Genomic DNA, 12,860 nt, shown 5'->3' on the forward strand with positions numbered 1-12,860 from the left:
AAGGCTTGGCAACATGAAGAAGGTTACTCAGCCAGCTCGGGCGCTGCCCACCGATCCACCTGCTCACAAAGGCCGGGAAGACGGGGGACGCAGCCGACCGCCTATCTCAGCGCCACGATAGCACTCGCACGCTCCGGCAACGGACAGCCGTCCAACCTCCGCACCAGGAACATCCCAAAATGGCAAACTTGAATTTCCGGCCGCTGCATGACCGCGTGGTCGTTCGCCGCGTCGAATCCGAATCCAAGACCGCCGGCGGGATCATCATCCCGGATACGGCGAAGGAAAAGCCGCAGGAAGGCGAGATCATCGCCGTTGGTTCCGGCGCCCGCGACGAAGCCGGCAAGCTCGTCCCGCTGGACGTCAAGGCTGGCGACCGCATCCTGTTCGGCAAGTGGTCGGGCACCGAAGTCAAGCTCAATGGCGAAGACCTTCTGATCATGAAGGAATCCGACATCATGGGCATCATCGGCTGAATCTCGGCCTCACCGTCAACTGAACTTTCGGGCTCAATCCAAGCCCCTGCCAGGAGCTAAAACATGGCTGCCAAAGACGTAAAATTCTCCCGCGACGCCCGCGAGCGCATGCTGCGCGGCGTCAACATCCTCGCCGACGCGGTGAAGGTCACGCTCGGCCCCAAGGGCCGCAACGTCGTCATCGACAAGTCGTTCGGCGCCCCGCGCATCACCAAGGACGGCGTCACCGTCGCCAAGGAAATCGAGCTTGAAGACAAGTTCGAGAACATGGGCGCACAGATGGTCCGCGAAGTTGCTTCGAAGACCAACGACATCGCCGGCGACGGCACCACGACCGCGACCGTTCTGGCGCAGTCGATCGTCCAGGAAGGCCACAAGGCGGTTGCCGCCGGCATGAACCCGATGGACCTGAAGCGCGGCATCGACCTCGCCGGTTGCCGACGTCGTCGCGACGCTGATCAAGAACGCCAAGAAGATCAAGACCTCGGAAGAGGTTGCCCAGGTCGGCACCATCGCCGGCAATGGCGATGCTTCGGTCGGCTCGATGATCGCGGAAGCGATGCAGAAGGTCGGCAATGAGGGCGTCATCACGGTCGAGGAGGCCAAGACCGCCGAGACCGAACTCGAAGTCGTCGAAGGCATGCAGTTCGACCGCGGCTACCTGTCGCCCTACTTCGTCACCAACGCCGACAAGATGGTTGCGGATCTGGAAGACGCCTACATCCTTCTCCACGAGAAGAAGCTCTCCAACCTGCAGGCCATGCTGCCGATCCTCGAGGCTGTCGTGCAGACCTCGAAGCCGCTGGTCATCATCTCGGAAGACGTCGAAGGCGAGGCTCTGGCCACGCTCGTCGTCAACAAGCTGCGTGGCGGCCTGAAGATCGCCGCCGTCAAGGCGCCGGGCTTCGGTGATCGCCGCAAGGCCATGCTGGAAGACATCGCCATCCTCACCGGTGGCCAGGTCATTTCCGAAGACCTCGGCATCAAGCTCGAGAACGTCGGCCTCAACATGCTCGGCCGCGCCAAGAAGGTGTCGATCTCCAAGGAGAACACCACCATCGTCGACGGCGCCGGAAAGAAGGCCGAGATCCAGGGCCGCGTTGCCCAGATCAAGCGTAAGCGCTCATTTCCATGCGCGTTGACGCGGCCCGTTTGACGGGGTCGCTGTCAGACGGCTGCATCGGATCATGCAGCGGCGGTTTTGGCGAAGTTGAAGGGCAGCAGGTCGGTGATGTCGGCGTCTGTGGCGCGCTGCGGCAATTCGCTGAGGACGTGGCGCAAGTAGGCCAAGGGCTCGACGCCACAGGCGCGGCAGGTCAGCATCAGGCTGTATATGACGGCGCTGGCCCTGGCTCCATCCACGGTATCGCTGAACAGCCAGGATTTTCTGCCGGTGGCAAAGATTCTGATATCGCGTTCGAGGAGGTTGTTGTCGATCGGCATCCTGCCGTCTTCTGTGTATCGCGTCAGGTACTCCCACTGGTTCAGAGTGTAGGACACGGCGTCGCCGATCTTGCTATCGGGCAAGACCTTCGGCGCGATGTCGTCGAGCCATATCTTGAGAGCATTGAGGATGGGAACGCTGTGTTGCTGGCGAAAGCGGCGAATGCAATCGGCTTGTGTTTCGCCCTTGTCCGGCTTTTCGTTCCGCGCTTGGCCTTCAACCCGGTAGAGCTGCTCGAAGAACTTGAGCGCCTGCTCCGGCGGACCGCCCCCTTCTTTCTTGCCTTGAGGGCATCGACGAAGCGACGTCTGGAATGGGCCATGCATCCCACATGGGTGGCCCCTGCCAGCGTGCGCCATGCGGTATAGCCATCGCTCATCAGTATGCCGCGGTAATCGCCGAGGAAGGCCTGCGGATAAATCTGGCCGCGACCCGGTTGATAATCGAGCAGCACGATCGGCTCGTTACTCTCTTCGCCGCTCCGGTATGCCCACATAAATGATGTGCTGGTGGCCTCCCTGTCCTTTTCCTTCAGGACCTGGACGGTGGTCTCGTCGCCATGGATGAGTGCTTGAGACCTGAGCCGCAGCTTCAGTGCGTCATAGATGCGGGAGAGATGCTTCTCGCTCGATCCGATCACCCAATGCCCCAGAGCGCCGCGGCTGACGGGCACGCCGACTCGCTCGAATGCCTGGCTCAAGCGGTAGAGCGGCGTGCCGTCGACGTACTTGTGAACAAGAGCAAATGCCAGTGTCGAGGCCGTGGCGATGCTGCCCGGCAAGGGCTGCGCGGGCATCGGCGCGATCACGACCGGCGTATTGATGCCGGTGCGGTCGCAATGGCGGCAGGCATACTTGAAGCGCACATTCTGCAGGACCTTCGCCTTCACCTCGATATGAAGCTGCTCGGTAATGGCCTCGCCCATGTGGTGCATCCGGTGACGACAGCAAGGACAGGCCTTCTGATCTTCGGGAAGGTCATACTCGACGCGCTCGCGCGGCAGGTGTTCCGGCAGGGCCTTGCGGCCACGCTTCTTTGCCTCCGGCTTTTCGGTGGACGGAAAGCCGGTGTCCGGCAGGTCGATGACATTGCCATCTTCGCTGCCCGCGTCGTCTTCATCGGCAACCTGTTCGGCTTCATTGAAGAGGCGATCAACGTGCTTTTCGCTCTTGGGCGCAAAACGATGTGAGCGCGCCAGCGCCAACTCTTCCTCGAGCTTAACCACGCGTTCTGCGAGCTGACGGTTCTCCGCCTGCAGCACAGCAATGCGCGCCATCAACTCCTCAACAGTCGGTTCGCCAGGTCGATTCATCGTAGTTTTGAATCTGAACCGCACCGACGCGTCAACCGCACAATTCGGGAGCCGTCAGCCCGCAACCTGATATTGCCGCACCGGATGGCGCACCATTGCATCGATGTCGATGCCGTCGAGAATCCAATGGAGCTGCTCGGTCGTCAGCGTAACCACCGCCGTCTCCCGGCGTGGCCATCGGAACCTGTCTTCGGTCAGCCGCTTCAGAACCAGCACGAAGCCGGACCGGTCGAAGAACAAGAGTTTCATCCGGTCGCGGCGGCGATTGCAAAATGCAAAGACCGCAGGCGCAAATGGGTCAAGCTCCATCACCTCCTGAACCAGGACCGCAAGGCTGTTGATGCCGGCCCTAAAATCGATCGGCTCGCGGTGCAGGTAGACGTTGAGATCAGCGCCCAGTCTGAACATGGCCCAGAGCTCCAATGATCGCCGTCAACGCGTCTACATCACCGCATTCCAGCACCAGCTTCACGCCGTTCGGCAAAGACGCGCTCACCTTGGCTGGGAGTGGCGATGAGCCCATGCTTTCCGACTTCGACAGCCGCTCTTCACCACGCGCAGCAGGCCTGTCCACCGAATTGCTCTGCATAGGCAGGCTGTGGTCCGCAGCGGTGACTTGAACTGGAATGAACGCAGACGGTGCAGGTGGCGGCAAAGCACCGGCGTCTTTGGTCGTCTTTATCCATTTCCGAAGAAGGTTGGCATTGATCCCATGTTCAAGCGCAAGTCGCGATACCGACACGCCAGGCTCAAGGCAGGCCGCAACTAGCCGCTCTTTCGACGCCGGGTCGTACCGCCGGCGGCCGTTGCGCAAAATCCGCCTCACCAGCAGTTTCTGTTCATCGTCCTCAATCACTTGGTGTCCACCTCCGTTAAGTGGACACTTCATGCCAAAACACGCTCAATGGAAAAAGGTGCGGAGAAATTCGCGCTTACGATCAAGCAGCAGATCGAGGAGACCACGTCGGACTACGACAAGGAGAAGCTGCAGGAACGTCTCGCCAAGCTGGCGGGCGGCGTTGCGGTGATCCGCGTCGGCGGTGCGACGGAAGTCGAAGTCAAGGAAAAGAAGGACCGCGTCGATGACGCCCTCAACGCGACCCGCGCGGCCGTGGAAGAAGGCATCGTTGCAGGCGGCGGCGTCGCCCTGCTGCGCGCTTCGGCCAACATCAAGGCCACCGGCGTCAATGCCGATCAGGCTGCTGGCATCAACATCGTGCGCCGCGCGCTGCAGGCTCCGGCCCGCCAGATCGCGTCGAACGCCGGTGCGGAAGCATCGATCGTTGCCGGCAAGATCCTCGAGAACAAGGGCGCGACCTTCGGCTACAACGCCCAGACCGGCGAGTATGGCGACATGATCGCCATGGGTATCGTCGATCCGGTCAAGGTCGTTCGCACGGCTCTCCAGGACGCGGCCTCGGTCGCCGGCCTGCTCGTCACCACCGAAGCCATGATCGCGGAGGCTCCGAAGAAGGAGTCGGCTGGCGGCGGCATGCCTGGCGGCATGGGCGGCGGCGGCATGGGTGGCATGGGCGGTATGGGCGGTATGGATTTTTAAGGTCCACGCACCTCAACAATCTCGATGGGCGGCAGTGATGCCGCCTTTCTGTGACGCGGAGCCAAGCCGGAGGCAAGAACGGAGGAAGGACGATGATGCATGTTTCACCTGTGACGACGGAGCAGACCGCCCCCGCGCAGACGAAAGCCGTCGCCGTCAAACGCGCTGCGGAGCTTTTGGATTCTGGCGCCACCAAAACTCGACCGTGACCGGAATGTGCCACTTCTTGGCAAGGCGTTCGACCTCTTTCCATGCACCGGAAGCCGACTGGCCCTGCACCGAAATGCCCAGGTACGGATGGTATTTGAATCCCTCATCCTCAAACTGAACGGCCTTGGCTGGAACTCCCAACTCGCGAGTAAGCTTGTCGCCCTCCAATCCCTTTGCCTTCAGTTGGGCGACCATTGTCAGCAGGATGGACGACCACCTCGGGCTCGGCACCGCCTTCCCATTGATCGTCGCCGACAACGGCTTCTTGAAAGCCAGACCGGGCGCCACGTCGAACTGCATGGCGCCTCCCTCCGGGACAACGGCTTCGTCGGGCTCATCGTCGCGCTCCAGGCCGAGCTGATCCATCGCCTCCTTCACGACACGATCTAGCGTATCGGCGGGCGTTTTCGTGCCGAACCAACTTGCGATGAGCTTTAGATCGGCAAAGGTGGCATTTATTCTCACTACGGGCATCATGCGCTTCTCCCGAGTTTCGATAGCCGATATGTTACATATCTAAGTCGCAAAATGTTACCTATCCCATTGTACTGGCCGATTTCACTACAATCACGGCTTTCAGCATTCGCTGAACGAGATGGCTTATGCTATTTCAAGCGATATGCCATTTTCAACAAATGTTGAAAACTTCTGAATCGATGAAAAACCTGGAACAGCAGGCGGCAGGCGCGCTCGCCGCGCTTCTACAGCGCGTGCCGGCGCTTGTCATCGACCATATCCAGATCGAGCCCGTCGGCGGCCCCGACCGCGGCGTCGATATCCTGGCGCATGTGGTCGTTGCTGATCGCCGGCATACGCTGGTCTGTGAGGTCACGTCGAGCGGCCAGCCCCGCTATGTTCGTATGGGATTGCTCCAACTGCGTAACTACGCTGCCCATTTCGATGGGAGTGCAATACCGATCTTTGTCGCGCCGTACCTCTCTCTCAGAGGCTCAGGCGTTGTGCCGCGACTACCAGGTGGGATTTCTTGATCTAGCTGGCAACGCCAACATCATCTTTGATGGCATCTTCATAGAGCGGCATGTCGAAAGCAAGCCAAGCGCGGAACGAAGGGAACTCAAATCCTTTTTCAAACCCAAATCTGCCCAGGTGCTGCGCTCGTTGCTGCGAAATCCGGACAGGCCATGGCGCGTTGCTAAACTCGCCGAAGCTTCGGCGGTCAGCCTGGGCCATGTCGGTAATGTCCGCCCTTAGCGCGAGGACGGAAGCCGGACTAGCGATCCTCGCGTCATTCTCGGCAGCGCAATGGTTGTCGCCATACGGGCGAAGTGGCACGCAGTACTTTATGCCGACGACGACGGGCTCGCACGGCTGACCGATGCAATGAAGCTGTCTTCGGCATCCAAAGGTGAAAATGTGCTGGTCACATTGCCCAAGGACATCGGCGTTTTCCGGGATGCCATCGAGCCCGTGCCGGGCATTATGTGCACCGGGCCCGTGCAAACGTATCTCGATCTGGCGACCGCAGGTCGCTGTGGGACCAAGCGGCCTTGGCCGACTGGAAATCGCCGGCGTCGGACGGGCCTGCTGCGACCAAATTCCCATCCGACTTTTGGCTTATTGGTTTGGGCCATCTCGGCCAGGCTTTCCTCTGGACGATAGGACTGTTGCCATTCGCCGACTCGGCCGATGTCCGGATGTTTCTTCAGGACGTCGACTGGCTGGACGGTCAACCCAAAGTACATCAGTGCTTACCTTTGCGACCGACGAAGGTAGGTTGAAGACGCGGATCGGTGCTGATTGGGCCGAAGCTCGCGGCTTCCGCACCAAGCTGATCGAGCGAAGGTTTGCCGCTGATTTTCGCATCGCTCACGATGAACCGCTGCTGGGCTGTGTGGCGTTGATAATCCGCAGGCGCGGGCAATCCTCGAAGGGGCAGGTTTTGCGACCGTGTTTGAGGCGGGCCTTGGAAGCGGCGTTGAAGATTTCCGTCTGATCAGGACGCACAGCTTTCCGGCACCGATCAAGGCTTTGGAGATATGGGCAGACGAGCAAGGGGAGAGAACTACGTTCGTGATGACGACAAAAGGCCGGCTGCATACGTCGATCTACGTGATAGAGGCACCCTTGACGAGTGCGGTCTCACCATGTTGGCGAAAGTGGCTGTGGGGGGCCCGTTCGTTGGAATGGTGGCTGCCGCCGTTCTGATTTCTCAGACAATCCGAATGGTCTCGGATGGCATGCGCATGGCCGTTTTCAACCTGGATGTTCGGGCACCACAGTATCGAAGCCTCGCATGGCGTGAAAAGCCGGATATCGTTGTGTACGGCACGGCTGCATCGAAGGAAAATGGCAGTGCTAGCACAACTGTCTCTGATTGAACGTCAGGGTATGCCCTGAGGTGACCTAACGCCCTGCCGCGAGGCCCATGTAACATCTTGGTTAACATCGACCATTTATGACAGAGTAACCTCGGGCCTAAACCTTTAGGTGACGTCGCATGAGCCGGATTGGGTCGCCCGCGTCATTGCGCCACCCTATAATTTGAAGTCCTGAAACGCGAGTAGGTTTGAAGACGCATGCCCGGCAGGAGACTGAGCTCGCTGCCGGGCCGGGTACGCCTTGGGAGGTGGCGTAAGTCAGCGACTTTCGTGGCGGCGGAACCACTCAGTCCGCGCGTTTTGCTGAATAGCGTGCATGTACCGTGCCAAAGCAAAAGCGCTTAAAAAACAACCGATGCGTCAGCTTCCACTTCGTTATGTACATGACATTGTCGGTTATCGGACAACACCGAACGTGCCTCTCGGCCTCGAGCGACGCCTGAACAAGAGCGCCCGCAAGGCCGTTCGCTGCCATGTCGACTGGGCGCACTCTGGGTAACCGGGTTTAAGCTCCGAACTGTTCGCCGGCTGACGCACAGGGCGGACTGTCACTTTTCAAGTGAGGAAATCTCTATACCCTCCATCCATGAGGGCGAGGGCGCGAGAGACGGCGCGGCGAATGCGGTCGCGCAGATGATCGCGAGGATCCCTCCAGTCGGCATGGACGCGCCGTTGACCGATCAGAGCTTCGGCGAGCTCGCGATGTGACGCCCCAGCAAGTGAACCGTCGAGCGCACGAAGAACGAAGGTCAAACGGGCACCGCGTCTTTCCGGCGGAAACAAGCGGGCAGGCAGACGTTGACCCACACTTAGAGCATTGAGGCACTCAATCGCCCTCAGGCGATGCTTCAAAAGCTTCGCGGGCCAGATTGCCTCGGTACGGAGGCAGACAGGGTGCAAGATCTCTGCGCCAGAGACGGCGAGCTGGAGCGTATGCTCTGAATCGCGAAGGATAACATACTGGCGCTTGTCGGGCGCCAGCAAGACCGTAGCAGCACATGACAATGCCGAGAGCTCGAACGGCGATGTCGCCGAGGATGCGGACAGCTGTTCTGCAATGACCGGCAGCACATGGACGCACCAGAGCGGAGACCAGAATACGAGCGAATTGCGCCCATAAGACTCGGCGAAACAGGACACCCCAACGTGACAGGTCACCGGCCGACGCGACCACGTCGAGAATGGGTCGGTATGACAAAGTATTGGCCTGCTGGCGCGCTGCTACCAGATCACGCTGGAATGCTGGATTGCGGCGTAAGAACTCCCAGGCCCACTCGCGCGGCGTCAGACCTGAGGTGTAATCGTATGATCTTTCATCGCGCCAATCAGGCTCGTCCGCGCCAGTCACGAGAACTGTAGGCATGACTGTGCTCCCCTGCCCGCCCCCACGGACCTCGAAGCATCATGCCACCTGGCAAGGCACCGGCGCTGAAGGCACCAGACCTCGAGCACGCCGTTTCGTCGAAGCGTGTGCCATTGGCACCTTGGAGGGCAGAAGGCGCGCGCAATAGCTCCAGGCCGTCGAACTCGCACAGCGACAGCCACCGCGGCCTGTGCACGCCAACGCAATTAATTTCATGTCCGTGATCGGCTCGTGCATCCCGTCCCAGACGTTCCTTGAAGGGGCAGTGGGCGTCGCGTTGGATTGCACGCTGGTGGTGGGCAAGTCGTCGTAGCGCCGGGGCTATAAGCTCAGTCATCGGGAGGTCTCCTCGGGAATTTCCCCATTGGAGGCCAAGTTCCGCGCTATGGCAGCCTGTATAGTTGTACACGTGAAGCCGACTGGTCAGTGGGTCGCAAAACGAACCGGCGAGGCGCGCAAATCGTTGCCTTCGGTGGTGCTCACGCCGAGCTTTCTTTGCGGACGGTATGGAGATGGAGCGCGGCCAGACTCCGCTTGCCCTGCTGCAGCCGATTTCCCAGGCAGACTTGCGCCCGCACTGTCCCTGTTGCTGCGGCCTACCAATGCGTGGCGTCAGGAAGACATCGTCGACCACTAGCCGTCTCGCCGAGATACTACGCCGAGCCTGAGCTCCCACCTCTCATGAACCCTCGTATCGCATATCGGAGGGCGGCCGACATCAGCCCAAGTTGCCATAGGGGCCAGTCACATGCGTTCGCGCGAATGCAGCTTGCTGGCTTGATCGACAGACGTCAAGAATGCAATCAAGGGAACGGTGCAGGCCAAGATTGCGGCAGGGCTTGGACAACCATCAGGTCGCCCAAGCGGCGCCCAGTCCCTTTCCTCGAATCTCCGGTTTTTTGCCGCTGGCGGTGTGTAGACCACAGCCGCAGCCGGCCCTGCTTGAGTTCTGCACGGCGTCAGCTATCGCGCCGGAGGTTGATCCGGTGATTACAGGGTACGCTCGTTGTCGCATTCGCGACGATGTCTGACTTCTGACACGGCGCTGCCAGAGTGATCGCATTGTTCCGTAAGATTTTCCCGGTTGGCACGACGATTGCGGTCCTGTGCGCAAAAGCACTGCGACGCCACACCGACTGGGAAGAATTCATCCATGATCACGCTTTTCGAACATGCGGGTGCCGCCGCCAACACTAAGCGTTCCCGAGCAGACGGAAGCCATTGCGCTTTCATTTCTCTGGTTGTGCGGACATGACTGAATTCGATTTCCGCCCAACACTGAATGCACCCGACGATGACCCCCGTCTTTGGCTTGAAGATGTAGAAGGTGAACGGGCACTTGCGTGGACCGCCAGCCAGTCGGCAAAGACCCTGAAGGACTTCGGTGGAACGCAGTTCGAGCGCGACCGAGCGGCACTGACGGCGATTTTCGACCGTTCCGACAGGATACCCCTAGTCACGCGCCGCGGTCAGTATCTCTACAATTTCTGGCAGGATGCCGGAAATCCCCGCGGGCTGTGGCGCCGGACCACCCTTTCCGTCTACATGAAGGCGGATCCCCAGTGGGAGCTACTGCTCGATCTGGACTTCCTCGCCGCGAGAGACGGAGAGGACTGGATCTGGGGCGGCGCGTTGATCGAGCCCGAGAGACGGGAACGAGCCGTTCTGCGCCTGTCGCGCGGCGGCAGCGACGCGGTCGTGCATCGCGAATTCGACTTGAGCTCTCTGAACTTTGTCGCCGACGGTTTCAGTCTCCCGGAGGCCAAGGGCAGCATTGATTGGCTCGACTCCAACACGCTTCTGCTTTCCAGTGCGCTTGGTGATGGCATGGCCACCCGCTCCGGCTACGCGCGCACCGTGCGACTGTGGGAGCGTGGCGCGGATCCCCTGACGGCCCCAGTAATCTTCGAGACCGGTTCCGAAACCATCGGTGTGTCTGGCCATCTGGACCGCACCGCCGAGAGCGAGCGTCTATGGTTTGTCGAGCAGCTGGCCTGCTTGGAGAAGATAGTCCGCATGGGCGATAGAGGCGGGCCGACGGTTGAGATCGACCTTCCTCGGGACGCCTGGTGGAATGTCTTCGGCGATTGGTTGGCGGTAAAGCCGCGCAGAGCATGGACGGTTGGCGGGACGACCTATGCCGCCGACGCGCTGATCGGCATCTCGCTTTCCTCCTTCCTGGCCGGCGAGCGCGGATTTAGTACCCTGTTTGAACCAGCCGAAAGGCGTTCCCTGCAGTCATTCTTCTGGAATGAGGGGAAGCTCATCAGTTCCTACTTCAGCAACCTCGTTCCGCGATTCGAGATGTTCACCCCCGGTCCCCAGGAATGGACGCGCCGAACCCTGGACACCGTGCCCGGCGAGGAAAGTGTTCAACTCTGGTCACTCGACGCAGAAGATCACGAGACCAATGGAGAGGTCCTGGTCTGGGCTCAGGATCCGATCACGCCGCCGCAGCTTTCCCTATTCGATCTCAATTCAGCGCCGCCTCTCAGCGCTTCACTAATCCTGAAGCGTAACCCGGAGAATTTCCACGCATCCGGACTGGTGGTCACGCGCCACGAGGCGGTCTCGATCGATGGTGAGATGATTCCCTATACGCAGGTCGGTCCGGCTGACGGGAACGGGGATGCCCCAGTTCACCTCACCGCCTATGGCGGGTTCGGCATATCGCTCCTGCCCTCCTACAATTCCTCGCTCGGCAAGCTGTGGCTCGAACGCGGCGGCACCTGCGTGGTGGCGAACATCCGGGGCGGCGGTGAGTTCGGCACCCGTTGGCACGAGGCCGGGCGCAGGGAGGGCAAGCGTCTTGCCCATGATGATTTCGCCGCCGTTGCCGCCGACCTGGTGCGAAGGGGCATTACGCTCCCGAGGCGGATTGCCGCCGAGGGCGGCTCAAATGGCGGCCTGCTGATTGCCAACATGCTGACCCGCTACCCTGAGCACTTCGGCGCGCTGTTCTGCACAGTTCCGCTTGTCGACATGCGCCGCTACACCAAGCTCCTGGCGGGCGCGAGCTGGATCGACGAATATGGCGATCCCGACAAGGCTGACGATTGGGCTTTTCTGAAGGAAATCTCCGCCTATCACACTGCCACGCCGGGACAGCCCTATCCGCCTGTCCTGCTCGCGACCACGAAACGCGACGACCGCGTCCACCCGGGCCATGCGCGCAAGATGGCCGCAAAACTGCAGGCTCTTGGCTATCCCGCTTACTTTTACGAGCCTGTCGCAGGCGGGCACGGCTTCGGCAAGAACAATCGGGAGCGCGCTGCATTCATCAGTCTTGGCATCAATTTCCTTCGCAGCGTCATCGGCTGGCAAGCCGAAAGTATTTCATTGACGACCGGGAGGCCGGCAAAAGCAAACTACGAATGAGCGAGTAGAGGTCGATGACAGCGAGAACGGTGCAAATAATACGAGCACGGTTTGCGCAAATGCGCGCCCGCACTCTGTCGATCCCAATCAATACTGCAGGACTATAGCAGTCTACCATTTCTGAAGAGCAAGGAGATAATTTCATGGCAACAAAGCAAATGAATGTGGCGCGGGCAGCAACAGCGGCCGTTGTCCTGGTGCTGGTCGGACACCAGGCGGTCGCGGCAGACTTTTCAGAACCGTGCGACCCCGACGAGGGTCCCTTGGTCACGGAATGGCCAAGCCCCTGGCAGATCCGCCTGCGCGCGTTGGGGGTCATCACTGAGGATTCGGGCTTCGTTAATAGGGTGCCCGGCTCCGGACTTTCCTATTCGAACACGGTGACGCCCGAACTCGATATTTCGTATTTCTTCACCGACAACGTCGAAGGCTCGGCGCGCGCAGCGCTCAATGCGCCGGCGTTATGGAGACTGTCGGGCGAGTGTCGCGTTTTTCCTGCCTGCCCCGGGTGGGCCGATGATTACGGCAACATGCGGGGTGAGCGAGCGCAGGTCTGAGGCTACCGGCATGGCACACGAGTTTCTTACGTGCCGCAGATCGTCCGTGTAAGTAGCGGTTGGCCCCCATCCCGTTTAATTGGAGGCAGCCGAGTGCCTGACGAGGCAGGCAGCTCAGTGCGTTTGGGAGATGAGCACTACATCAGCCCTCCACGAGCCGGCTGTTCGGATGATCGACCCGGCTCAATTTTCTGTAGAGTATAGGGTCTGGGAAGAAAAAAGG

Annotated in this window: 9 protein-coding genes and 6 pseudogenes; 8 read left to right on the forward strand and 7 right to left on the reverse strand. The window is 60.3% G+C overall.

What is annotated here, in order from left to right; translation table 11 throughout:
• Nucleotides 1-179 precede the first annotated feature (179 nt).
• Nucleotides 180-476: a co-chaperone GroES gene (gene groES, locus AC56QP_RS13310; RefSeq protein ID WP_489859639.1), complete on the forward strand. Its 297-nt coding sequence runs from the start codon at nucleotides 180-182 to the stop codon at nucleotides 474-476.
• Between the two features lie 63 nt (nucleotides 477-539).
• Nucleotides 540-1,596: pseudogene (gene groEL, locus AC56QP_RS13315) on the forward strand (chaperonin GroEL); the annotation flags it as partial.
• A 65-nt stretch (nucleotides 1,597-1,661) separates the two neighbouring features.
• Here the strand turns inward: groEL and tnpC are convergent.
• The 3 genes and pseudogenes from tnpC to tnpA all read right to left on the reverse strand — a co-directional run bounded on the left by tnpC (nucleotide 1,662) and on the right by tnpA (nucleotide 4,085).
• Nucleotides 1,662-3,232, reverse strand: a pseudogene (gene tnpC / locus AC56QP_RS13320) (IS66 family transposase).
• A 54-nt stretch (nucleotides 3,233-3,286) separates the two neighbouring features.
• Entirely contained in the window at nucleotides 3,287-3,640 is a 354-nt protein-coding gene (tnpB, locus tag AC56QP_RS13325; protein ID WP_258580693.1) for an IS66 family insertion sequence element accessory protein TnpB, read from the reverse strand.
• Nucleotides 3,621-4,085 carry an IS66-like element accessory protein TnpA gene (tnpA, locus tag AC56QP_RS13330; RefSeq protein WP_258599064.1) on the reverse strand — a complete coding sequence of 155 codons (465 nt, stop codon included), beginning with the start codon at nucleotides 4,083-4,085 and terminating at the stop codon, nucleotides 3,621-3,623. The genes tnpB and tnpA overlap by 20 nt, the downstream gene beginning before the upstream one ends.
• Before the next feature lie 84 nt (nucleotides 4,086-4,169).
• Here tnpA and AC56QP_RS13335 point away from each other — a divergent pair.
• Nucleotides 4,170-4,790, forward strand: a pseudogene (locus tag AC56QP_RS13335) (TCP-1/cpn60 chaperonin family protein); the annotation flags it as partial.
• 156 nt (nucleotides 4,791-4,946) lie between these two features.
• Here the strand turns inward: AC56QP_RS13335 and AC56QP_RS13340 are convergent.
• The gene (locus AC56QP_RS13340) at nucleotides 4,947-5,477 is read right to left on the reverse strand and encodes a T4SS efffector SepA family protein (RefSeq protein ID WP_497100490.1); all 531 of its coding nucleotides are present in this window, start codon (nucleotides 5,475-5,477) and stop codon (nucleotides 4,947-4,949) included.
• 125 nt (nucleotides 5,478-5,602) lie between these two features.
• Here AC56QP_RS13340 and AC56QP_RS13345 point away from each other — a divergent pair, with 125 nt between their 5' ends.
• The gene (locus tag AC56QP_RS13345) at nucleotides 5,603-5,989 is read left to right on the forward strand and encodes a hypothetical protein (protein WP_497100489.1); all 387 of its coding nucleotides are present in this window, start codon (nucleotides 5,603-5,605) and stop codon (nucleotides 5,987-5,989) included.
• A 1-nt stretch (nucleotide 5,990) separates the two neighbouring features.
• Here the strand turns inward: AC56QP_RS13345 and AC56QP_RS13350 are convergent, their stop codons facing one another.
• Nucleotides 5,991-6,191, reverse strand: a complete 201-nt coding sequence (locus AC56QP_RS13350; RefSeq protein ID WP_497100488.1) for a hypothetical protein — start codon at nucleotides 6,189-6,191, stop codon at nucleotides 5,991-5,993.
• Nucleotides 6,192-6,442: 251 nt separating this feature from the next.
• Between AC56QP_RS13350 and AC56QP_RS13355 the strand changes: the two are divergent.
• Together AC56QP_RS13355 and AC56QP_RS13360 are read left to right on the forward strand one after the other, a co-directional pair.
• Nucleotides 6,443-6,965: pseudogene (locus tag AC56QP_RS13355) on the forward strand (hypothetical protein); the annotation flags it as partial.
• Nucleotides 6,966-6,997: 32 nt separating this feature from the next.
• Nucleotides 6,998-7,339 (forward strand): hypothetical protein, encoded by a 342-nt coding sequence (locus AC56QP_RS13360; RefSeq protein ID WP_497100487.1) that lies wholly within the window; start codon nucleotides 6,998-7,000, stop codon nucleotides 7,337-7,339.
• A gap of 555 nt (nucleotides 7,340-7,894) precedes the next feature.
• Here the strand turns inward: AC56QP_RS13360 and AC56QP_RS13365 are convergent.
• Together AC56QP_RS13365 and AC56QP_RS13370 are read right to left on the reverse strand one after the other, a co-directional pair.
• A complete protein-coding gene (locus tag AC56QP_RS13365) occupies nucleotides 7,895-8,410 on the reverse strand; it encodes a DUF2285 domain-containing protein (RefSeq protein ID WP_497101047.1) in 516 nt (171 codons plus the stop codon).
• A gap of 115 nt (nucleotides 8,411-8,525) precedes the next feature.
• Nucleotides 8,526-8,702, reverse strand: a pseudogene (locus tag AC56QP_RS13370) (transcriptional regulator domain-containing protein); the annotation flags it as partial.
• A gap of 1,251 nt (nucleotides 8,703-9,953) precedes the next feature.
• Between AC56QP_RS13370 and AC56QP_RS13375 the strand changes: the two are divergent.
• A complete protein-coding gene (locus AC56QP_RS13375; RefSeq protein WP_497100486.1) occupies nucleotides 9,954-12,080 on the forward strand; it encodes a prolyl oligopeptidase family serine peptidase in 2,127 nt (708 codons plus the stop codon).
• Nucleotides 12,081-12,223: 143 nt separating this feature from the next.
• A pseudogene (locus AC56QP_RS13380) lies at nucleotides 12,224-12,505 on the forward strand (OmpW/AlkL family protein); the annotation flags it as partial.
• Nucleotides 12,506-12,860 lie beyond the last annotated feature (355 nt).

The sequence above is a fragment of the Mesorhizobium sp. RCAM 05104 genome (assembly GCF_059683645.1).